General features: G+C 54.7%; 18 protein-coding genes. 14 read left to right on the top strand and 4 right to left on the bottom strand.

Going from position 1 to position 21573, the window contains the following annotated elements; genetic code table 11:
• Positions 1 to 168 precede the first annotated feature (168 nt).
• The 7 genes from putP to lpxO all read left to right on the top strand — a co-directional run bounded on the left by putP (position 169) and on the right by lpxO (position 10562).
• Complete coding sequence (putP, locus tag ACSOSI_RS15555) at positions 169 to 1653, top strand: sodium/proline symporter PutP (RefSeq protein WP_012145652.1); 1485 nt, start codon at positions 169 to 171, stop codon at positions 1651 to 1653.
• A gap of 410 nt (positions 1654 to 2063) precedes the next feature.
• Positions 2064 to 2909 carry an iron uptake transporter permease EfeU gene (efeU, locus tag ACSOSI_RS15550; RefSeq protein WP_129939754.1) on the top strand — a complete coding sequence of 282 codons (846 nt, stop codon included), beginning with the start codon at positions 2064 to 2066 and terminating at the stop codon, positions 2907 to 2909.
• Between the two features lie 18 nt (positions 2910 to 2927).
• On the top strand, positions 2928 to 4064 hold the full coding sequence (gene efeO, locus ACSOSI_RS15545; protein WP_329906802.1) for an iron uptake system protein EfeO: 1137 nt from the start codon (positions 2928 to 2930) through the stop codon (positions 4062 to 4064).
• Positions 4065 to 4074: 10 nt separating this feature from the next.
• On the top strand, positions 4075 to 5367 hold the full coding sequence (efeB, locus tag ACSOSI_RS15540; RefSeq protein WP_476705735.1) for an iron uptake transporter deferrochelatase/peroxidase subunit: 1293 nt from the start codon (positions 4075 to 4077) through the stop codon (positions 5365 to 5367).
• A gap of 212 nt (positions 5368 to 5579) precedes the next feature.
• Positions 5580 to 7727, top strand: coding sequence for a TonB-dependent receptor PqqU (gene pqqU / locus ACSOSI_RS15535; RefSeq protein ID WP_012145648.1), 2148 nt, complete (start codon positions 5580 to 5582; stop codon positions 7725 to 7727).
• Positions 7728 to 8411: 684 nt separating this feature from the next.
• Positions 8412 to 9197, top strand: a complete 786-nt coding sequence (gene phoH, locus ACSOSI_RS15530) for a phosphate starvation-inducible protein PhoH (RefSeq protein WP_004945903.1) — start codon at positions 8412 to 8414, stop codon at positions 9195 to 9197.
• 462 nt (positions 9198 to 9659) lie between these two features.
• Positions 9660 to 10562: a lipid A hydroxylase LpxO gene (gene lpxO, locus ACSOSI_RS15525; protein WP_129939756.1), complete on the top strand. Its 903-nt coding sequence runs from the start codon at positions 9660 to 9662 to the stop codon at positions 10560 to 10562.
• 50 nt (positions 10563 to 10612) lie between these two features.
• Here the strand turns inward: lpxO and chaA are convergent, their stop codons facing one another.
• Positions 10613 to 11713, bottom strand: coding sequence for a sodium-potassium/proton antiporter ChaA (gene chaA, locus ACSOSI_RS15520; RefSeq protein ID WP_012145643.1), 1101 nt, complete (start codon positions 11711 to 11713; stop codon positions 10613 to 10615).
• 314 nt (positions 11714 to 12027) lie between these two features.
• Positions 12028 to 12846, bottom strand: a complete 819-nt coding sequence (locus ACSOSI_RS15515) for a siderophore-interacting protein (RefSeq protein WP_012145642.1) — start codon at positions 12844 to 12846, stop codon at positions 12028 to 12030.
• Between the two features lie 568 nt (positions 12847 to 13414).
• Here ACSOSI_RS15515 and ACSOSI_RS15510 point away from each other — a divergent pair.
• Positions 13415 to 14110, top strand: a complete 696-nt coding sequence (locus tag ACSOSI_RS15510) for a gamma-glutamylcyclotransferase (protein ID WP_017893197.1) — start codon at positions 13415 to 13417, stop codon at positions 14108 to 14110.
• A gap of 299 nt (positions 14111 to 14409) precedes the next feature.
• Entirely contained in the window at positions 14410 to 15363 is a 954-nt protein-coding gene (gene cbl, locus ACSOSI_RS15505) for an HTH-type transcriptional regulator Cbl (RefSeq protein WP_012145640.1), read from the top strand.
• 51 nt (positions 15364 to 15414) lie between these two features.
• Here the strand turns inward: cbl and ACSOSI_RS15500 are convergent, their stop codons facing one another.
• Positions 15415 to 15615 carry a hypothetical protein gene (locus ACSOSI_RS15500; protein WP_476705734.1) on the bottom strand — a complete coding sequence of 67 codons (201 nt, stop codon included), beginning with the start codon at positions 15613 to 15615 and terminating at the stop codon, positions 15415 to 15417.
• 50 nt (positions 15616 to 15665) lie between these two features.
• A complete protein-coding gene (locus ACSOSI_RS15495; protein WP_476705733.1) occupies positions 15666 to 16268 on the bottom strand; it encodes a hypothetical protein in 603 nt (200 codons plus the stop codon).
• Positions 16269 to 16551: 283 nt separating this feature from the next.
• Here ACSOSI_RS15495 and ACSOSI_RS15490 point away from each other — a divergent pair, with 283 nt between their 5' ends.
• The 5 genes from ACSOSI_RS15490 to ACSOSI_RS15470 are packed head-to-tail and all read left to right on the top strand — an operon-like array spanning position 16552 to position 21532.
• Positions 16552 to 18120, top strand: a complete 1569-nt coding sequence (locus tag ACSOSI_RS15490) for an ABC transporter substrate-binding protein (RefSeq protein WP_476705732.1) — start codon at positions 16552 to 16554, stop codon at positions 18118 to 18120.
• The gene (locus ACSOSI_RS15485) at positions 18120 to 19172 is read left to right on the top strand and encodes an ABC transporter permease (protein WP_476705731.1); all 1053 of its coding nucleotides are present in this window, start codon (positions 18120 to 18122) and stop codon (positions 19170 to 19172) included. The genes ACSOSI_RS15490 and ACSOSI_RS15485 overlap by 1 nt, the downstream gene beginning before the upstream one ends.
• Positions 19169 to 20038: an ABC transporter permease gene (locus ACSOSI_RS15480; RefSeq protein WP_135344178.1), complete on the top strand. Its 870-nt coding sequence runs from the start codon at positions 19169 to 19171 to the stop codon at positions 20036 to 20038. The genes ACSOSI_RS15485 and ACSOSI_RS15480 overlap by 4 nt, the downstream gene beginning before the upstream one ends.
• Positions 20028 to 20864 carry an ABC transporter ATP-binding protein gene (locus ACSOSI_RS15475; protein ID WP_261128505.1) on the top strand — a complete coding sequence of 279 codons (837 nt, stop codon included), beginning with the start codon at positions 20028 to 20030 and terminating at the stop codon, positions 20862 to 20864. Before ACSOSI_RS15480 ends, ACSOSI_RS15475 begins: the two co-directional genes overlap by 11 nt.
• Positions 20861 to 21532, top strand: coding sequence for an ABC transporter ATP-binding protein (locus ACSOSI_RS15470; RefSeq protein ID WP_261128506.1), 672 nt, complete (start codon positions 20861 to 20863; stop codon positions 21530 to 21532). The genes ACSOSI_RS15475 and ACSOSI_RS15470 overlap by 4 nt, the downstream gene beginning before the upstream one ends.
• Positions 21533 to 21573 lie beyond the last annotated feature (41 nt).

The following is a 21573-nucleotide window of genomic DNA, read 5'->3' as shown; positions in this document are numbered from 1 at the left end:
TATCTTGTTGGATAATGAATGGGTCATCTAGGATAGCCGGCAGTCAGACAATTGCGGGCGGAAACTATTTTCACCTGCGGGGGCCCGCAATTTCGCCACGTTCCGGCGGATTGGCAAGCAGTAACTATCGCAATACAGCGCGAAATAATAATGAGAGTGGAGAATTTCATGACAATGAGCACACCGATGCTGGTGACCTTCCTGGTGTATATCTTCGGGATGGTGTTAATCGGCTTACTTGCCTATCGGGCAACCAATAACTTTGACGACTACATTCTGGGCGGTCGTAGCCTGGGTAGCGTAGTGACCGCGCTTTCTGCCGGCGCATCAGACATGAGCGGCTGGCTGTTGATGGGCCTGCCGGGCGCCATCTTCCTGTCCGGCATCTCCGAAAGCTGGATTGCCATTGGCCTGACGATCGGTGCTTATTTCAACTGGAAATTGGTGGCGGGGCGGCTGCGCGTACATACCGAAGCCAACAATAATGCCCTGACGCTGCCGGATTACTTCACCAGCCGTTTCGAAGACAACAGTAAGCTGCTGCGGGTGATTTCCGCCATTGTTATCCTGGTGTTCTTCACTATCTACTGTGCTTCCGGCATTGTGGCCGGTGCGCGCCTGTTCGAGAGCACCTTCGGGATGAGCTACGAAACCGCGCTATGGGCCGGTGCTGCTGCTACTATCCTTTATACCTTTATCGGCGGATTCCTGGCGGTGAGCTGGACCGATACCGTGCAGGCCAGCCTGATGATTTTCGCGCTGATCCTGACGCCGGTGATTGTTATCTTCGCGGTTGGCGGCATTGATACCTCAATGATGGTGATTGAGGCCAAGAATCCGGCCAATCTCGATATGCTGAAAGGTCTGAACTTTGTGGCGATCCTCTCGCTGCTGGGTTGGGGCCTGGGTTACTTCGGTCAGCCACACATTCTGGCGCGCTTTATGGCGGCAGACTCTCACCGCACCATTCGCAGCGCACGCCGCATCAGCATGACCTGGATGATCCTGTGTCTGGCCGGTACCATTGCGGTCGGTTTCTTCGGGATTGCCTACTTCGCCAATAACCCGGATCAGGCGGGCAATGTGTCACAGAACGGTGAACGCGTGTTTATCGAATTGGCGATGCTTCTGTTCAACCCGTGGGTAGCGGGCATTCTGCTGTCGGCGATTTTGGCGGCGGTAATGAGTACTCTGAGCTGCCAACTGTTGGTGTGTTCAAGCGCGATTACCGAAGACCTGTACAAGGCCTTCCTGCGTAAGGGTGCCAGCCAGCGTGAGCTGGTGTGGGTCGGGCGCTTCATGGTGTTGCTGGTGGCGCTGATTGCCATTGCGCTGGCGGCAAACCCGGAAAACCGCGTACTGGGTCTGGTGAGCTACGCCTGGGCCGGCTTCGGTGCAGCCTTTGGTCCGGTGGTGTTGATCTCGGTAATGTGGTCACGCATGACGCGTAATGGCGCTTTGGCCGGTATGTTGGTGGGCGCGGCAACGGTGATCGTCTGGAAACAGTTTGCCTGGTTGGATTTGTATGAAATTATCCCGGGCTTCCTGTTCGCTTGTATCGCCATCGTGGTGGTGAGCCTGATGGGGCGTCAGCCTTCGGCAACCATCACCGAACGTTTTGATCAGGCAGAAGCCGAGTTCAAAACCGTTTAATCCTCTCGAGGTAATCATCTCAAAGGGCGCTTAATGCGCCCTTAGGTTGCTGACAAAGCAGGAAAAAACGTGGTTTTTCCTGCTTTGTAGTGATCAGCCGAAAATCAATAAATTGATTTTCCTGATTTTTATTTATCGACCTCTACTCGCTCTGGGCAGGAATGAGGTTTGTCATCAGTCTGAGGGCGCTTAATGCGCCCTTTGTCATTTATCACGCCGCGGTTTTCTGTCACCTGCCTGAAACACCTGGCGACATTTGATTAGAAAAAATCACCCTTGCGGCTCTTGTATTTCTTCCAGCCAGAATGATAATCACTATCGTTGTGTTTTACTTTTCTTTACATTGGCGTTGCCGCTATTTCTGGCGTGCGGGCGCTTCGCAGCAGATGCCTTTTTAGGGGTTATTAATTATGTTTGTTCCCTTCCTTATCATGTTCCGTGAGGGGCTGGAGGCGGCGTTGATCGTCAGCCTGATTGCCAGTTACCTGAAACGCACGCAGCGCGGTCAATGGTTAGGCGTGGTATGGATAGGGGTGATTGTTGCCGCTGCCCTGTGCCTGGCGCTCGGCATTTTCATCAATGAAACCACCGGCGAATTCCCGCAGAAGCAACAAGAGCTGTTTGAAGGCATTGTTGCGGTGGTGGCGGTGCTGATCCTCACTTATATGGTGTTCTGGATGCGCAAAGTATCCAAGTCGGTCAAGGTGCATCTGGAAGGCGCTATCGATAACGCACTCAACTCAGGTAAAGGCCAGGGCTGGGCGCTGGTGGCGATGGTGTTTTTTGCCGTGGCCCGCGAAGGCCTGGAATCGGTGTTTTTCCTGCTGGCAGCCTTCCAGCAGGACGTTGGCATTGCGGCGCCTATCGGTGCGGTACTCGGCCTGGTGGCGGCCATCGTGCTGGGCATGATGATCTACTGGGGCGGGGTAAAGTTGCACCTGGCCAAGTTCTTCAAGTGGACCAGCCTGTTTATCCTGTTTGTGGCCGCCGGTCTGGCTGCCGGGGCGATCCGCGCTTTCCACGAGGCCGGGCTGTGGAACCACTTCCAGGATATCGCGTTCGACTTCAGTAACCATCTGTCGACCCATTCGCTGTTTGGCACCCTGCTTGAAGGCATCTTCGGCTATCAGGAAGCGCCAACGGTAAGCGAAGTGGCGGTCTATTTCCTGTATCTGATCCCAACGCTGATTTTCTTTTTCCTGCCGCAGCGTGCGGAACCGTCAGCGGTTTCGGCGCAACGTAAAATCAATCATTAATTTAAATAGGGAATCTGTATGTCTACTCCATTATTCCGCCGCAAGGCGTTGCACGCAGCATTACTGGCTCTGCCGGCGTTCGCGCTAAGCATCAACGCTCAGGCGGCGGACGTGCCGCAGGTGAAAATTACCGTTAACGACAAACAGTGTGAGCCGATGCAGTTGACGGTAGCGGCCGGTAAAACCCAGTTTGTGGTGCACAACACCAGCCAGAAAAACGTCGAATGGGAAATCCTCAAAGGGGTGATGGTGGTGGAAGAGCGTGAGAATATCGCGCCGGGCTTCACCCAGAAGATGACCGCCAACCTGGAGGCGGGCGAATACGATATGACCTGCGGACTGCTCAGCAATCCGAAGGGCAAGCTGACCGTGACCGCTGCCGCAGGTGCCGCCACCGACGGCAAACCGAATGCGATGGATTTGGTCGGGCCGATTGCCGAATACAAGGTTTATGTGACCAAAGAAGTGGAAGGCCTGGTTAAACAGACCAAGCGGTTCACCGATGCGGTGAAAGCCGGCAACGTGGCCGAGGCGCGTAAACTCTATGCACCGACGCGCCAGCACTACGAGCGCATTGAACCGATCGCCGAACTGTTCTCCGACCTGGACGGCAGCATCGACGCCCGTGAAGACGATTACGAGAAGAAAGCGGAAGATCCGAAGTTCACCGGTTTCCACCGCCTGGAAAAAGCGCTGTTTGCCGATAACACCACCAAAGACATGAGCAAATACGCGGACCAACTGTACAACGACACCGTCGAGCTGCAAAAACGCGTCACCGATCTGACCTTCCCGCCGAGCAAAGTTGTCGGCGGGGCGGCCGGTCTGATCGAAGAAGTCGCGGCGAGCAAAATCAGCGGTGAAGAAGACCGTTACAGCCGTACCGACCTGTGGGACTTCCAGGCTAACGTCGACGGCGCGCAGAAAATCGTTAACCTGCTGCGTCCGTTGCTGGTCAAGGCCAACAAACCGCTGCTGGACAAGATCGACGCCAACTTTAAAACCGTTGATACCATTTTGGCGAAGTACAAAACCAAAGACGGCTATGAGTCTTACGAGAAGTTAACTGATGCCGATCGCAATGCCATGAAAGGGCCAATCACCACTCTGGCGGAAGACTTGTCACAACTGCGTGGCGTTCTGGGTCTGGATTGAGGCAAGCATAATGAGTAACAAGATCGGCCCGGAAAACGGGCCGCATCCACAGGGCGCGGCGTCACCGTCGCGCCGCCGTTTGTTGCAGGGGTTGGGGCTGGGTGTGCTGGCGCTGGGCGGCAGCCGTCTGACCCAGGCGGCGGATAAAACGGCCGAACCGCTGGCGGTACCGCAGGACGAACGTTGGCAGAAGCAACCGTTCTATGGCGTGCATCAGGCCGGGATCCTCACGCCGCAGCAGGCCGCGATGATGCTGGTCGCGTTCGACGTGCTGGCGAGTAACAAGCAGGATTTAGAGCGTTTGTTCCGGTTGCTGACCACCCGTATTGCCTTCCTGACTACCGGCGGCAGGGCACCAGAGGTGGATCCCAAACTGCCACCACTTGATTCGGGCATCATGGGGCCGGAGATTTATCCGGATAACCTGACGATCACCGTGTCGGTCGGTACCTCGTTATTTGACGAACGTTTCGGTCTGCAGGCGCAAAAACCGCTGCGGCTGCAGAAAATGACGCGCTTCCCGAACGACTCGCTGGACGCCAGCCTGTGCCACGGGGATTTGGTGCTGCAGATTTGCGCCAATACCAATGAAACTGCTCTCCACGCGCTGCGCGACATTATCAAGCATTCGCCGGATCTGCTCAGCGTGCGCTGGAAGCGGGAAGGGTTTATTTCTGCCCACGCCGCGCGTAGCAAAGGCAAGGAAACGCCGATCAACCTGCTGGGCTTTAAGGATGGCACTGCCAACCCGAAAACCAGCGACAAACCCTTGATGGATCAGGTGGTGTGGACAGCAGACAACGCCGGGGAACCGGCATGGGCGGTGGGTGGCAGCTATCAGGCCGCGCGTATTATCCGTTTCCATGTGGAATTCTGGGATCGCACGCCGTTGCAGGAGCAGCAAACCATCTTCGGTCGCGACAAGCACAGCGGTGCGCCACTCGGCATGAAGCATGAGCACGACGAGCCGGACTACGCGCAAGATCCCGAGGGCAAAATGATCCCGATGGACGCGCATATTCGCCTGGCCAACCCGCGCACGCCGCAAACCCAGAGCAACTTACTGCTGCGCCGTGGTTACAGCTATTCAATTGGCGTGTCCAATTCCGGCCAGTTGGAGATGGGGTTGCTGTTTGTTTGTTATCAGGCCGATCTGGAAAAAGGCTTCCTGACGGTGCAAAAACGCCTGAACGGCGAAGCGCTGGAAGAGTATGTCAAACCGATCGGCGGCGGCTATTTCTTTGCGCTGCCGGGGGTAAAAGACGCCAATGATTACCTGGGCAGCGGCCTGTTGAAAGCGTAACTCACCTCTTACAAGGCGGGGGATCCCCGCCTGAATTTTGCAGCCATTCACGACGAACCGCCGTTAATTAAAATCAATAGTGACCTTGCGCAATTGGGGGACCGGGCTTTAATTAGGCTAACTATTTTCATTTTTTGTTAAAAGCATTAACATGCTGGCCATAACGTTCCAAATGGTTCATACCCTTCGATCCCTTTAACGGCATTTTCCTGATGAAAAGCACTCATAAAAACCGGTTGGCAGTTTCAGCGCTGGTTATTCCAGCCCTACTGCCTGTTTCTGCCAGCTTTGCGCAGGACAAGGATAGCGAACAGACCATGGTGGTCACGGCCAAACGCAGCGGTCTTTCTGAACTCTCAACCCCGGCTGCCGTCAGCGTGGTCACGGGCGATCAAATCCGTGAGGCGAGGCCGCAGATCAACCTGTCGGAAAGCCTGGGCAGCGTGCCGGGTCTGCAAATTCAGAACCGCCAGAACTATGCGCAGGATTTGCAGCTCTCGGTGCGTGGTTTCGGCGCGCGCTCAATGTATGGCGTGCGCGGCGTGCGTATCTATGTCGATGGCATTCCGGCCACCATGCCGGATGGGCAGGGGCAGACCTCGAATATTGACCTTAACTCGGTCGAGAAGGTGGAAGTGTTACGTGGCCCGTTTTCCGCGCTCTACGGTAACGCCTCCGGCGGCATGGTGAATGTGGAAACCGAAACCGGCCAACAGCCGCCCCGCATTGAGGCCGGTTCGTACTTCGGCAGCTACGGCACCTGGCGCTATGGCGTCAAGGCCACCGGGGCAACCGGTGACGGTACCCACGCCGGTGATGTCAACTACACCATTTCCGGCACCCGTTTCACCACTCAGGGGTTCCGTGACCACAGTGGCGCGCGGAAAAATCTTGGTAATGCCAAGCTCGGTGTTCGCATCGACGATGTCAGTACGCTCACGCTGCTGTTCAACAGTGTTGATATCAACGCCAACGATCCGGGCGGCCTGACGAATGCCGAATGGCACGATAATCCGCGCCAGGCACCACGAGCCGATCAGTACAATACGCGCAAAACCACGTCACAAACTCAGGCCGGGTTGCACTACCAGCGTGAGATGGGCGTTGATGACGATCTCAGCATCATGATGTATGCCGGTGAGCGTGAAACCACTCAGTACCAGTCGATCCCGGTCGCGGTACAGCAGCGCAGTGCGCAGCATCCGGGTGGGGTGATTGATCTGACGCGCCATTATCAGGGGATTGATACCCGCTGGACGCACCGTGGCGAGCTGGGCGTGCCATATACCCTGACCGGCGGGCTGGATTATGAAACCATGACCGAGCAGCGTAAAGGGTATGAAAACTTTACTCAGGTCAACGGCGTCACCGAGTTGGGCACCGAGGGAGCGCTGCGCCGTAACGAACGCAACCTGATGTGGAATGTGGATCCTTACCTGCAAACCTCATGGCAGTTGACGCAACAGCTGACGCTGGATGTTGGAATGCGTTACAGCACCGTCAATTTCGACTCTAACGATCACTACGTTACCGGTGCCAATGGCGATGACAGCGGCAGCGCCAGTTACCATCAGTGGCTGCCTGCCGGTTCCCTCAACTATGCGGTGATGAGCGGTTGGAACCTGTATCTTTCCGCCGGTCGCGGTTTTGAGACGCCGACCATTAACGAACTGTCTTACCGTTCAGGCGATCAGGCCGGGCTGAACTTCGGCCTGAATCCCTCGACCAGCGACACGGTGGAGTTGGGCAGTAAAACCCGCATTGGCAATGGCCTGCTGACCGCCGCCGTTTTCCAGACTGACACCCGCAACGAAATCGTGGTGGATGAAAGCAGCAACGGGCGCACCAGCTACAAAAACGCTGGGCAGACCCGCAGGCGTGGTTTGGAGCTGGCGCTGGATCAGCAATTCGCTTATGACTGGCGGGTACAGTTGGCCTGGACGCTGCTGGATGCACGTTATCGCGATGATGTGTGCGGCGACAGCCAGTGTTCGGCGACCAACATGGTGCCCAGTGGCAACCGCATGCCGGGCATTGCGCGCAATATGGGCTATGCCTCGCTTGCCTGGTCACCACCGGAAGGTTGGTATGCCGGCGCAGAGGTGCGCTATATGAGTGATATTGAAGTTAACGATGCCAACACGGAGCAGGCCCCGGCTTATACCACCGTTGGTTTGAATACTGGCTACCGCTATCCGCTGGGTAATTGGATGCTTAACGTTTTCGGCCGGGTAGATAATCTGTTTGACCGACAATATGTAGGGTCGGTGATCGTTAATGAAGGTAATGGCCGTTACTACGAACCGGCACCGGGCAGAAACTGGGGCGGCGGATTGAGCGTCTCTTATACCTTCGAGTAACTTCAGGACTTGCCTGTCGGCGTAATCATTCAGCATCAGGGCGGGAGCTTTCCCGCCTTTTTTATTTATAAATTTCGGCGGATTGACAGGTTCTGAGTTGGATGAAATTTAATCGGGAAACCAAACTGTCATCAACGCCATTTAATGGTAACTATTTGATATTATTCATGTTAAAAATTTCATTGAATGACGTAATCGGCGTGATATAGTGTTCTTGCGCCGCGTGAAAACAAAAAAGATTAAAATTTTTTACATTTTAGTAACGCGGCAGGGTTGAATGTCATTATACTGTAATCATCTGGCGGTAGTTTTCACAAGGTGCACAGCTCGAAGCTGTAAATAACACTGCGGGGATCGCTAATGGTAAAGTCCTTGGTTGGGCTAGAAAGAAAAAATAACAGACCTTCCCTGATTTCTCGTTGTAACGAGGGCATTCGCTCCGACTCTCTTTTCCTGGCTACTCCGCACTCTCGTCATCACAAATTCTTGTCACTTTTTAATCTGGTTTTAATTACGCAATCGCGTTATCCCGTGAAACATCGGTGTGCCGTCACGCCCGCCGTATATTCACTTTTTCAATTGGCTATTGTTGGCTCGAAAGGAAGCCGAAACCTAATCTGTGTGTGAAACATAATCGCGCGGCCAGGCCGTTGCGGTAGGTGAAACAAACTGTAAGGTGCCACTATGAGACAAAAAGCAGTGATCAAAGCACGTCGTGAAGCGAAACGCGTTATTCGTCGTGACGCTCGTAGTCATCGCCAGCTTGAAGAAGAGTCCGTAACCTCGCTGGTACAAATGGGTGGTGTTGAGTCTATCGGCATGGCACGTGACAAGCGCGATAGCTCTCCCATAGAGGCACGAACCGAAGCTCAGGGTCATTACTTAATCGCCATAGATAAGAAGCAGTTGATTTTTGCCACCGGTGAAGCCGGCTGCGGCAAAACTTTCATCAGCGCTGCGAAAGCGGCAGAAGCCCTTATACATAAAGAAGTGGATCGGATTATCGTTACTCGTCCGGTTCTGCAGGCGGATGAAGACCTCGGTTTCTTACCCGGGGATATTTCTGAGAAGTTCGCCCCTTATTTCCGTCCGGTGTATGACATTCTGGTGCGCCGTTTAGGATCGTCCTTTATGCAATACTGCCTGCGTCCGGAAATCGGCAAGGTAGAGATCGCGCCTTTCGCCTACATGCGCGGGCGTACCTTCGAAAATGCGGTCGTTATCCTGGATGAAGCCCAGAACGTAACCGCCAGCCAGATGAAGATGTTCCTGACCCGTTTGGGTGAGAACGTAACGGTAATCGTTAATGGTGACGTCACCCAATGCGACTTGCCACGCGGCGTGAAGTCCGGCCTCAGCGATGCGATGGAACGCTTCGAGGAGGATGAAATGATCGGCATCATCCGCTTTGACAAACAAGACTGCGTCCGCTCCGCCCTGTGCCAGCGTACGCTCAACGCCTACAGTTAAAACCTGCCTGCTAATTCAAGGCCGCCTCGGCGGCCTTTTTCATGATGTTCCCCGCACGTATTATTTGTTTTTATTATTGTTCGTGGTGTTGTTATTTATTTTAAATAACACCCTGAGTTAAACATGGGGGGATTATGATGCACTGATCGAAATCAAATTATTAATTTATTGTTTTACCGTGACTTACACGTTCCACTTATAGCTTAACGGCAAAGTTAATTTTTGTTTATTGCCTTTGGCGGGCCGCTTTGGTTGGCCTGGTTGGACAGCGCTGAACCGTCAATCTCCGCTTGTTTACCTCTTGTGTAAACTATTGTGGTTTTTTGTATAGATTTTAGTTGGGTTAGCGTTAATGCTTAGTGGTGTTCCAGACGGGCGAAGGGGTTCATCCGCCAAAAGGAAATATCTGGGAGTATGCTGGGTTGGCGTACTGGGCATTGGGATTTTCAAAGCGGTTCAATCATGAAATATATTATTTTATTGCTATTTATTTTGTGCGTTGTGTATGTCCATTACCGTGGCAGGGTGCGTTACACCTTCTGGCGGCAACTTTCCGATCATTCGACCTTCACTGCGCCATTGAACGTTTTTATGTATTTATTCTCACGCGTGCCGACCACGCCTTATCTGCAACCGGAGCAATTTCCAGAACTGCAGGTGCTGCGGGAGAATTGGCAAACCATTCGCGATGAAGGGCTGCAGCTGATGGCGATCCAACAGATCAAAGCCTCGGATCAATTTAATGACGCCGGATTCAATTCGTTTTTCAAAACCGGCTGGAAGCGTTTCTATTTAAAATGGTATGAAGACAGCCACCCGTCGGCGATGAGCCTGTGTCCGCAGACCACGGCTTTGTTACGCAGCCTGCCTTCGGTCAAGGCGGCGATGTTTGCCGAACTGCCGGACGGCAGCCGCCTGCCGCGTCACCGCGACCCTTACGCCGGTTCGCTGCGTTATCACCTGGGGCTGATTACCCCGAATGACGACCGCTGCTTTATCGAAGTGGATGGCGAGCGTTATAGCTGGCGTGATGGTGAGGGGGTGATGTTTGACGAGACCTATCTGCATTTCGCCGAAAACCAAAGTGGGCAAAACCGGCTGATCCTGTTTTGTGATATCGAAAGACCGATGCGTTTCCGCTGGGCGCAAGGCATCAACCACTGGTTGGGGCGTAACCTGATGAGCGCGGCTACCGCACCCAATGAAGAGGGCGATCGCACCGGTGGCGTCAACAAGCTGTTCAAGTACATTTATGCGGTGCGTAAAGTGGGCAAGCGGCTGAAGGCGTGGAACCGTACCGGGTATTACATCATTAAATGGATTTTGTTTGGTGGGATTGCGGCGGGCATTTTCTTCGCGATTTAAACTTTCGCGCTATAAAGGCGATGGGCGCCAACAGGGCGCCCATCGGTTAATCAGGCAAAGATAGTCATCATATAGGCGGCGAACAGCGCCAGGTGCGCAGTCCCGTTCAGCACGTTGGTTCTGCCGGTGGAGAACGAAAGCTGGCACAGCAGCAACACCGTCAGCATCACCACGATATGTGGCGTCTGCAAACCGAAGATCAACGTCTGACCGGTCAGCGTGGCGATGACGGTGACCGCCGGTACCGTCAGGGAAATGGTAGCCAGCACCGAGCCGAAGAACAGGTTCATGGCGCGCTGTACCTGATTATTCAATACCGCACGCAGTGCCCCCAGACCTTCAGGCGACAGGATCAGCAGAGCGACCAGGAAGCCGGTAAATTGCGCCGGGGCATTTACCTTGGTCAACAAACCTTCCAGCGGATTGGCGTTAAACTTGGTTACCGCGATCACCGCAACCAGATGCACGATCAGCCAAACGGCATGCCAGGCACTGCTGTGCGAGGAAGGCTTGCCATGGTGCGGATCGCCATCGTCATCTTCGTGCTCATAGACAAACAGGCTCTGGTGAGTTTTGGTCTGGATCACCAGGAACACACCGTACATGGCGGCAGAAATCACCGAAACCAGCAGTGCCTGACCGGTAGTGAAGTTACCGCCGGGCAGCGCACTCGGGAACACCAGCACAATCACCGCCAGTGGGAAAATCGCCATCAGATACTGTTTTATGCCGCCCAGGTTTACGTACTGGGTAGCGAATTTACGGCCGCCAAGCAGCAGCGCAACGCCGACCAGCCCCGCGCTGACAATCATAATGATCGAGTAAAGCGTATCGCGCATCAGCGCCGGCGCGGCGTCGCCGGTGGCCATCAGCGCTGAAATCAGGCTGACTTCCAGGATCACCACCGACAGGCTGAGGATCAGCGAGCCATAGGGTTCACCCAGGCGGTGGGCCAGAACGTCGGCGTGGCGCACTACGCTGAACGCGCTGCTGAGAATACCGATCAAGGCAACGATGTTAATGCCGACGATCAGCGGAAAGTTGCTGGTAGTGCCCCACAGATTCAGCACCACCAGGGCGGCGATAGGGAGCAACAGGGAATACTCAGTGTGGCGGGATTTGGATCGGCCAGGATCGTTTTGCGACTTCATTTTGATGGTACTCCTTCTCAAACAGCGTGGTCCCGTCATCGCTGACTGCCGTTAAAGGCAACTCTGCGCATCCAGAATGTAATTATATTTAATAATAATAGGATACACCCGGTGGTGCGTGCCGGGGAATGATGTGATGTTGTTTTAGTTGCGAAAGCAAATGCTTGCTTTATGTGACTAGGTTAACAAAAAAACCGCACGGGATGCGGTTTTCTTTACTTTCTTTTACGCAGTAACATGAAATTACTTCATTAACGGCACATAAATTGCAGTTTGAGCGTGTATGACACCGTTAATAAAGGAAAAAATCCACATCAGTCATCAATATTGTCCATAATTTCATGCCGTTTATTATGATAACCCTCTTCGTTTAACCCCTCACGCCAGTAAGGTACGGCATAAAGCCGATTACGCTCACATTGACGATCGCGGCGCAGGAAGCGGCGCAGTTCAACCACCAGACGATCTTCACCGGCCAGCCAGTATTGGGTCGCGGCCTGTGGCTGCGGCAAGGCGCAAAACTGGGTGATCAGCTCGGCGGTTTTCTCGGTGCCGCCAATAATCCAGCTTAGCTCAAGGCCTGCAGGTTTTTTCAGCTCGATCACGTCGGCCGAGCTATCTACACGGATAAAGGCATTGCCTTCGCTGTGTGCCGGTAGCCCTTCCAGCAAAGCCGCCAATGCGGGTAAAGAAGAAGGATCGCCGGCCAGGCAGTAGAAATCGGCCTCTGGCAGCATGGGTTTCGGGCCACCGGGGTTACTGATGCCAATTTTATCACCGGCTTTTGCCGCGCGCGCAAAGTCAACGGCCGGGCCGCTGTGATCATGAATGGCGAATTCAATGTCGACCTCTGCCAGTTCTGGACGCACCGCACGGATGGAATAGGTGCGAACAATGGGGCGTACCGCGTCTGCTGCCCAGCGCGGGCCATTTTCGGTCAGTGTCGGCAGATCCGGTTGTGTCTGGCCTGCAAGCGGTAGGAAAACCTTAATGTGTGCGGCGGCGGCGTTGGCCGGGTAATAGCGCAGGTCCGGCGCGGTGAAGGTGATACGGCGCAGGTGCGGGGTAATATCGCGAATGGCACTGACTGCAATCAGGTAGGGTGCGCGTGAGCGTGGGGCTTCGGTAGTCACGGGTTTCTCCTTATGTTCGTTTGGCGCAGAGTATATCACGCCATTTGATAATGAGAATTGTTTGCTGATGAGGCTGGTGACAACGGCAGCTGCGCAAAAGCAGGCATTCTTTCCGAAGGGATAACCTAATTGGGAGGCATCATCTGGTTATGCTTAGGTGTGGCATTTTACCTTTTGATATTATTGCTGCTGAGTACAAATACTTTTTCACTTTAAATCCCGCGTGAAACTTGATTGCTCCACGAGAAAAGAATAAGGTCATTATTATCGCGGAAAGGGTTATAGAATTAATAAAATTCCGCAGCTAATAAATATACCCTATAGCTTTCAAGTTGCAGCTAGGCGACCAGCTCGCTCATCCCCAGGCGCTTACAAAAGTTAAGTAACTGGGGTGAGCGACAAATCTGTCGGAAACAGATTTGAACGCTGCTTGCAGCGGCCCTGAAAGGGCAAGGCCCATGGATGGGCCTTGTAAGCAGATAACAACGCTGCAACTTGAAAGATGACGGGTATAAGATGAACAGTGGCAAGGGAGTATGAGCAATCTTATTCCCGGGAGGTTGTTAAGGTGTTAACGCGAGATTTTCTGCAAAATGCGGATTGCAAAACAGCATTCGGCACCATTGAGGAGTCGCTGTTACTGACATCAGAGCAGCGTGCGGCCTCACTGGATTGTACTTTATCCCGCCGGCCGGATAACAGCCCGGTGTGGGTTTTCGGCTACGGTTCATTGATGTGGAACCCGGTGTTTGAATCCGAAGAAGTGCGACCGGCCACGCTGCAAGGTTGGCACCGTGCCTTCTGTTTGCGGTTGACTGCCGGACGTGGCACCTTGCATCAGCCGGGGCGTATGCTGGCGCTGAAAGAGGGCGGCCATACCACCGGTCTGGCGTTCCGCCTGCCGGAAGCCAAACTGCGCGAAGAGCTGGAACTGCTGTGGAAACGTGAAATGCTGACCGGCTGTTATTTGCCGACCTGGTGTGACCTCACCCTGGCCGATGGCCAAGTGGTGACCGCGTTGGTGTTTGTGATGAACCCCCAGCACCCGCTGTTTGAAGAAGATACCAGCCACCAGGTGATCGCGCCGTTGATCGCCAGCGCCAGCGGGCCATTGGGCACCAACGCTCAGTACCTGTTCTCACTGGATAACGAGCTGAGAAACCATGGTATGAAAGACGACTGCATTGGCGATTTGGTCAGCTATGTGCAGCAGTGGTTGCAGCAAAATACCTCCGGCCCTGTTGGTGGAGAGGCGACGGCATAATCCCCGCACCGCGCTTTCATAAGGCTCAGCATGCTGAGCCTTTTTTATTTGATATATCTAATACCTATATTTAATAACTTTATTCTGCATGAGCACTTAATCCATGCTTTATTAGTGGGTATTTATCTCATTAATATTAAAGGAATTGATTATTTTCTGGCTTGGAAACAGTTAATTCACCGCGGTGAAAAAATTCACTTAGCATGAAAATGCATAACTAAAGGTTATTTCTTATTTGTCCCCTTACCCCAGACTCCGTATCACTGTGTTTAACAATATTGTTCGACCGGGGGGAGTGGATGAACTTTCAACAATTAAAAATTATTCGGGAATCGGCGCGCTGCAACTACAACCTGACCGAGGTAGCCAACACTTTATTTACCTCACAATCTGGGGTCAGTCGTCATATTCGGGAACTGGAAGAAGAACTGGGTATTGAGATATTTATCCGCCGTGGCAAACGTTTATTAGGCATGACCGAGCCGGGCAAAGAGCTGCTGGTGGTGGCAGAACGCATCCTGAATGATGCCAATAATATCCGCCGTCTGGCAGACGTATTCAGCAGCAACGACGCCGGTCAGTTGCACATTGCCACTACCCATACCCAGGCGCGCTACAGCCTGCCGGGGGTGATCAAAGAGTTCCGCGCGCTGTATCCACGGGTGAGAGTAGTGCTGAATCAGGGCAGCCCCGAGGAAATCGTTGGCATGCTGGCCTCTGGCGAAGCCGATATCGGCATTGCCAGTGAGCGCCTGATGAGTGATGAGTCTCTGGCGGCGTTTCCCTACTACCGCTGGCACCACACCATACTGGTACCGGAAGGGCATGAACTGACCCGCCAGCCGCAGGTGACGCTGGAAATGCTAAGCACCTTGCCGCTGATCACCTATCGACAGGGTATTACCGGCCGTTCACGGCTGGATAGCGCTTTCAAAGCCGCCGGGCTAACGCCGGATATCGCCTTAAGCGCGCAGGATTCAGATGTGATTAAGACCTATGTCGAACTGGGGTTGGGAGTGGGGGTGTTGGCGGATATGTCTTACGAGAAGGAACGCGACCATGGGTTGGTCAGCCTTAATGCCGAACATCTGTTCGAACCCAATACCGTTTGGTTGGGTTTGAAACGCAGTCAGTTACAACGTAACTATGCCTGGCGATTTATCCAGCTGTGTAACCCGACGCTGTCGCTGACGGAAATCAAAGATAAGGTATTTTCCTCACAGCTCGATACGGTGATCGACTACCAGATTTAGTTCAGAGGGCGGCGAAAACGCGCCGGGCATAGCACCCGGCGATAGATAAAGCTAAAGCTGTTTTCTCAACAGTTTTCTCACCAAACGGCGTTTGCTTTTTTGCACTGGGCCAATGACTTCCAAAATGGGGATTTCTTCAGGAGGCAGTGGATTCGCCATTTGCCAGCGAAGTTGTCGCTGCAAAATTTCGATCATGATTTCTTTTTCTTCTTGAATGGTTAGCGTTGGGTCGTTCAGGTCCCTGTCCTTCATGCTGCTCTCCTTTTTGAACGTTATTTGTACACACCATATCACGCAAGGACTTACCGCTGAATTTTTTTAAAGCGGCGTAGGTATTTTCTCAACGAGTTAAAATCCGTTGTGCAGTTCATGGTACCGGGTATCACGGTGAATGATGCCTGGCGGGTATAAAGCTCGAGCAGATGATTGTTGAGAACGTTGCTGATCAATATGTTGGGCAGCGCTGCACTTATCAGATCTTGCCCACGCAGATTAACGCCATAAAAGTAGAGGGCGTGCATGCAGTGTTGCAGCATATTACCGCTTAGCGGATGTTTAGCGGCATGGCCTGTAAATCTCTCTAATGCGACCAGTTCGATGACGTTATCCACTCGGTGGTAGTAACACAGGCAAAAGCCAGCACGAGTCAACGGCGCAGCAATCCACCTGAAAACAAAAGCAAAGCTTCCTGGCCTGAGCGCTGTGCTGTTATAAAATTTCAACAGTGAGCGCCAGTTAAGCGTATGACCGTTTTTTCTGCCCTTTTGCCAGCGGCGATCTTGTTCGGTCAATGGGCTAATGAACAGCCCCGATTGGGCCAGCACGGTGTTCATATCTTCAATTGTTTGTTGAACCGCCCGATTATGTGAATCTTTACCGCCATCCGTTGGCGTGTTTGCTTCCATTTGATAGCTCCCTGTAGCAATTAGTCGCACACTAATTGCTGCTAAGGGGCTGTACAAAACGTTGTTTTCTCTTATGCGCAGCGGTACGCAAAAGATGTCACTAGTACTCAGAATTTCCACGGCGATTGCGCCGCCACCCGCAAAACCCCGCCTGCTTAATAATCAAAATCGCAGCTATAGACATAAAAAGAATATCTATAGTTATTTAAGTACCTTCGCCTGCCGATGGCTCTCACATACACTCGCGAAATTACTATAAATTCCATCCGCTTGGAGAGTTTTGATGAAAGCGTTCGTCCCTTCTTTGGTGTTTTTGGCCGTGGCGGCCAGTTTCAGCACGCAGGCAGCAACTCCGGCGAATACGTTGGTCATTGCCCAGTCAATCGATGACGTAGTCAGTTTTGATCCGGCTCAGGGTTTTGAATTAACCACGGTGCAGTCATTTAACAGCCTGTACCAACGCCTGATCCAGTCCGATCCAAAAAATCCGATTGAGCTTAAACCGACGCTGGCCAGCGAATGGCAGGCGGGCAGCGACAACCGCAGCCTGACTTTTACCCTGCGACCGGACGCCAAATTTGCCAGCGGCAATCCGCTGCGCCCGGAGGATGTGATCTTCTCGCTGTCGCGGGTGGTGAAGCTGAATCTGGAGCCGTCGTTTATCCTCACTCAACTGGGCTGGAACGCTAAAAATGTCGACCAGTACCTGACCAAGGTTGATGACCATCGGGTAAAAATCAGCTGGAGCGAAAACGTCAGCCCGGCGTTTGTGCTTAGCCTGCTTTCGGCACCGGTGTCTTCCATTGTCGATGCCAAAGAAGCGTTGGCACATCAGCAGGGTGATGACTTTGGTCATCAATGGTTGAACAGCCATTCCGCAGGTAGCGGCCCGTATAAAATTCGCACCTATGTGCCGCATGAAGTGGTGGTGCTTGACGCCAACCCTGGCTCGCCGGAAGGCGCACCCACGCTGAAAACCATCCTGATCAAGAACGTGCCGGATCCGGCCGCCCGCCGCTTGCTGATCGAACAGGGGGACGCCGATATTGCGCGAAACCTTGGTGCAGACCAGATGGCAGCGCTGAAAGGTAAGCCGGGCGTCAAGCCGCTGGCGATCCCGTATGCCTCACTCTATTTCCTGCAGTTCAACGCCAAGGCGTCACCGGCACTGGGTAACCCGGCATTTTGGGAGGCGGCGCGCTGGCTGTTTGACTATAAAGGCATTGCCGACGATCTGCTGAAAGGGCAGTTCCAGACCCATCAGGCGTTCCTGCCGGAGGGTTACCTGGGGGCGTTGAAGGATAAGCCTTACAGTTTTAATCCGACCAAGGCCAAGGAGATTCTGGCCAAGGCCGGTTTGAAAGACGTCAGCTTTAAGCTGGAGGTCAACAACCAGCCGCCGTATCTGGATATCGCACAGGCATTACAGGCCAGTTTCGCGCAGGGCGGGGTGAAGGTGAGTCTGGTGCCGGGCCTCAGTGCACAGGTCTCCACCAAGGTCAAATCCCTCAACTACGACGCGACCCTGACCTCCTGGGGGCCGGATTATTTTGACCCAAATACCAACGCCGCCGCCTTCGCCTATAACCCGGAAGACGGCAGCAAAACGCTGGCCTGGCGTGCCAACTGGCAGATCCCTGTGCTGAACAAGCTGACGCTGGCGGCCACGGCGGAAAATGACACCGCCAAACGGGTGGTGGATTACCAACAGTTGCAGCAAGCCGTTCAGCAAAGCTCGCCGTTTGTGATCGGTCTGCAGGCACGCAGCCTGATTGCGGTGCGCGACAACCTGAAAGGCTATGAGCAGGGCATCAACCCTGACATGGTGTTCTACAGCAAGGTCAGCAAGTAATGATCAGCCGTTCCTCTTCGGCCGGGTTCGCCCGGCACGGTTGGCGCTGGGGCCGCAGGCTGTTTACCGGCTTGCTGTCGCTGTCGCTGACGCTGCTTGGCCTGCTGCTGTTCACCTTTATGCTCTCACACCTGGCACCGATCGATCCTACGTTGCAAATTGCCGGCGATCACGCCAGCGAAGCGACCTATGCTCAGGTGCGCCATGATTTGGGGCTGGATCAGCCGTTGCCGGTGCAGTTCTGGCGTTACCTGGTGCATCTGGCGCACGGGGATATGGGCATCTCACGCATTACTTCGCAGCCGGTGCTGAGCGATTTACTTCGTACCTTCCCGGCAACGGTGGAACTGGCGACCTGCGCGATCATCCTCGGCGCCGTCGGCGGCATTACGCTGGCGTTTCTGGCGGTGATCAAACCGGGCGGCTGGCTGGACAACGTGGCGCGCCTGCTGTCACTGATCGGCTATTCGGTGCCGATCTTCTGGCTTAGCCTGCTGGGGCTGCTGCTGTTTTATGCCACATTGCATTGGTCGGCGGGGCCGGGGCGGCTGGACGATATCTATCTGTACAGCATGGAGCCGCGCAGCGGATTTATCCTGGTTGACAGTTGGCTGTCCGGCGATCGTGAAATGTTCTACAACGCCATCAGCCACCTGTGGCTGCCGGTGGTGGCGCTGGCGCTGCTGTCGATGGCGGGCATCACCCGTTTACTGCGTGCCTCGATGCTGGAAGAGTGCAATAAAGAGTACGTTACCCTGGCGCGTTCCAAAGGGGCCAGCCGCGCGCGCATTCTGGTGCGTCACGTATTCCCCAACGTGTTGGGCACGTTGATCACCGTACTGTCGCTGTCCTACGCCAGCCTGCTGGAGGGCGCGGTATTGACCGAAACGGTATTTGCCTGGCCCGGTGTAGGGCGTTATCTGACTACCGCGCTGTTTGCCGCCGATACGCCGGCCATCCTTGGCGCCACCTTGCTGATTGGCACCTGTTTTGTGGTGCTTAATGCGCTGGCCGACGCGCTGACCTATTTAGTGGACCCGCGAACCCGATGAGCCAATATCTTTCTGAACATGAACCCCAGGGCGAACCGGCCGCCGCTTACCGCCCACGCGGCCGACTGACCACGCTAACGATTGGCGCAACGCTGGTGGCTATTTTAATCCTCACTGCGCTGTTGGCCCCCTGGCTGGCGCCGTTCGATCCCAATTTGCAACACATCGAGCTGCGACTGTTGCCGCCTTCTTCCGGCCATTGGCTGGGCACCGACGGCTTTGGTCGTGACCTGTTGTCGCGGGTGATTTACGGGGCTCGTCCAACGCTGATCCTGGTGTCATTGATCCTGCTGCTGACCATTCCGATTGGCCTGCTGGTGGGCATTAGCGCCGGTTATCTCGGTGGCTGGGTCGAGCGTATTCTGATGCGCATAACCGATATTTTTCTGTCGTTGCCCAGCCTGGTGATCGCACTGGCGTTTGTTGCCGTGCTGGGGCCGGGGTTGATGAACGGTGCGCTGGCGTTGGCGTTAACCAGTTGGCCTTCTTTCGCCCGGCAGGCGCGGGCAGAAACGCTGGCGCTGCGTCGCAGTGATTATTTGGCGGCGGCGCGGATGCAGGGCATTGGTGGTCTGCGGTTGATGATTGGGCACATTTTGCCGTTATGCCTGCCGAGTGCAGTGGTGCGTGCGGCGCTGAGCCTGGGCGGGATTATCCTGTCTGCCGCCGGTTTGGGCTTTCTCGGCATGGGCGTGGCGCCACCGACTGCCGAATGGGGGTCAATGGTAGCCGAGGGCAGCAAAGTGATTTTTGACCAATGGTGGGTCGCCGCGGTACCGGGTGGGGCGATCTTGTTTGCCAGCCTGGCCTTTAACCTGTTGGGCGACGGCCTGCGCGATAAAATGGATCCTCGTCATGGGCACTGATAACAATTTATTGACCGTTGAACGGCTATCGGTAGCGCTGCCGGGCGCGCAGCCGCTGGTCAAAGGCATTTCTTTCAGCATGGGACAGGAGCGGCTGGCGCTGGTCGGCGAATCCGGTTCCGGCAAATCTCTGACTGCGCGGGCCTTGATGGGGCTGCTGCCGCCGCCGTTGCAGCTACAGGCGCAGCGTTTAACCTTGGGCGGGGACGATCTGGCACGCCTGAGCGAGCGTCAGTGGAACCGTCTGCGCGGCAACAAAGTGGCGATGGTAATGCAGGATCCCAAGCATGCGCTGAACCCGACCCAGCCGATTGGCCGTCAGGTGGAGGAGCCGTTGCTGCTGCATACCCGCCTGGGCCGCGCCGAACGGCGAGAGAAGGTGCTGGATATGCTGGCGGCGGTTGGCTTGCCCGACCCTGCCGCGCTGCGTCAACGTTACCCGCACCAGCTGTCTGGCGGCATGGGACAACGGGTGATGCTGGCAATCGCGTTGATTAACGATCCGCAATTACTGATTGCCGACGAACCCACGTCCGCTTTGGATCACCAGATGCGCGATCAGGTATTGCAACTGATTGAGAACCTGGTGGAGCAGCGCAATATGGGCCTGATTTTGATCAGCCACGATTTACAACAGGTGGCGCACTACTGCGAACGGGTGTTGGTGATGTACAAGGGGGAACTGCTGGATCAGTTACCCGCCGATCGTCTGGCCTCGGCCACTCACCCCTATACCCGCACGCTGTGGTCGTGTCGGCCAAGTAAGGAAACCCATGGCAAACTGTTGCCGGTGTTGGATCGCGCGTTGCTGGAGTCGCTGAAATGAGCCTGATTACACTGGATAACCTCAGCGTCAGCCATCGGCAGGGCTATGACGTACGTACCGTGGTGCATGAGGTCAACCTGCATATCGAAGCGGGCGAATGTTTCGGCCTGGTCGGGCCTTCCGGCTGCGGTAAATCGTCGCTGCTGTGGGTGTTGGCCGGGCTGAATGAAAACTGGAGCGGCGGTTTCCAGTTGTTGGGGCGCAATTTGCAACCGGGTCGCCCGTTCACCGGTACGTTGCGGCGCGAGGTGCAGATGGTGTTTCAGGATCCTTATGCCTCGCTGCACCCCAAACATCGCTTGCTGCGCACGCTGGCGGAGCCGCTGAAATTGCTCAAAGAGAGTGATATCGAACAAAAGATCAGCGCCGGTTTTCGTCAGGTAGGCTTGGATCCGCGCTTGTTGGACCGTTATCCGCACCAGCTTTCCGGCGGTCAACGTCAACGGGTAGCGATAGTGCGCGCACTGCTGTTAAAACCCAAACTGCTGTTGCTCGATGAGCCAACCTCGGCGCTGGATATGTCGGTGCAGGCGGAGATCCTCAACCTGCTCAATGAGCTGAAACAGGCGGGTGACCTGACGATGATCCTGGTCAGTCACGACGCCGATGTGATCGACCACATGTGCGATCGCTCGGTGGCGATGGCGCACGGCCGTCTGGTCAGCTGAATTCTGCCCGCCGTTAACCCGGCGGGTATTATTTGAAATCA

The organism is Serratia sp. AR11 (assembly GCF_056376275.1).
This window is presented reverse-complemented; position numbering and strand designations above follow the sequence as displayed.

Bases quoted from the DNA above. Each gene is read 5' to 3' on its own strand.
- putP (WP_012145652.1), top strand. From the start codon at position 169: ATGACAATGAGCACACCGATGCTGGTGACCTTCCTGGTGTATATCTTC.
- efeU (WP_129939754.1), top strand. From the start codon at position 2,064: ATGTTTGTTCCCTTCCTTATCATGTTCCGTGAGGGGCTGGAGGCGGCG.
- efeO (WP_329906802.1), top strand. From the start codon at position 2,928: ATGTCTACTCCATTATTCCGCCGCAAGGCGTTGCACGCAGCATTACTG.
- efeB (WP_476705735.1), top strand. From the start codon at position 4,075: ATGAGTAACAAGATCGGCCCGGAAAACGGGCCGCATCCACAGGGCGCG.
- pqqU (WP_012145648.1), top strand. From the start codon at position 5,580: ATGAAAAGCACTCATAAAAACCGGTTGGCAGTTTCAGCGCTGGTTATT.
- phoH (WP_004945903.1), top strand. From the start codon at position 8,412: ATGAGACAAAAAGCAGTGATCAAAGCACGTCGTGAAGCGAAACGCGTT.
- lpxO (WP_129939756.1), top strand. From the start codon at position 9,660: ATGAAATATATTATTTTATTGCTATTTATTTTGTGCGTTGTGTATGTC.
- chaA (WP_012145643.1), bottom strand. From the start codon at position 11,713: ATGAAGTCGCAAAACGATCCTGGCCGATCCAAATCCCGCCACACTGAG.
- cbl (WP_012145640.1), top strand. From the start codon at position 14,410: ATGAACTTTCAACAATTAAAAATTATTCGGGAATCGGCGCGCTGCAAC.
- ACSOSI_RS15500 (WP_476705734.1), bottom strand. From the start codon at position 15,615: ATGAAGGACAGGGACCTGAACGACCCAACGCTAACCATTCAAGAAGAA.
- ACSOSI_RS15495 (WP_476705733.1), bottom strand. From the start codon at position 16,268: ATGGAAGCAAACACGCCAACGGATGGCGGTAAAGATTCACATAATCGG.
- ACSOSI_RS15490 (WP_476705732.1), top strand. From the start codon at position 16,552: ATGAAAGCGTTCGTCCCTTCTTTGGTGTTTTTGGCCGTGGCGGCCAGT.
- ACSOSI_RS15485 (WP_476705731.1), top strand. From the start codon at position 18,120: ATGATCAGCCGTTCCTCTTCGGCCGGGTTCGCCCGGCACGGTTGGCGC.
- ACSOSI_RS15480 (WP_135344178.1), top strand. From the start codon at position 19,169: ATGAGCCAATATCTTTCTGAACATGAACCCCAGGGCGAACCGGCCGCC.
- ACSOSI_RS15475 (WP_261128505.1), top strand. From the start codon at position 20,028: ATGGGCACTGATAACAATTTATTGACCGTTGAACGGCTATCGGTAGCG.
- ACSOSI_RS15470 (WP_261128506.1), top strand. From the start codon at position 20,861: ATGAGCCTGATTACACTGGATAACCTCAGCGTCAGCCATCGGCAGGGC.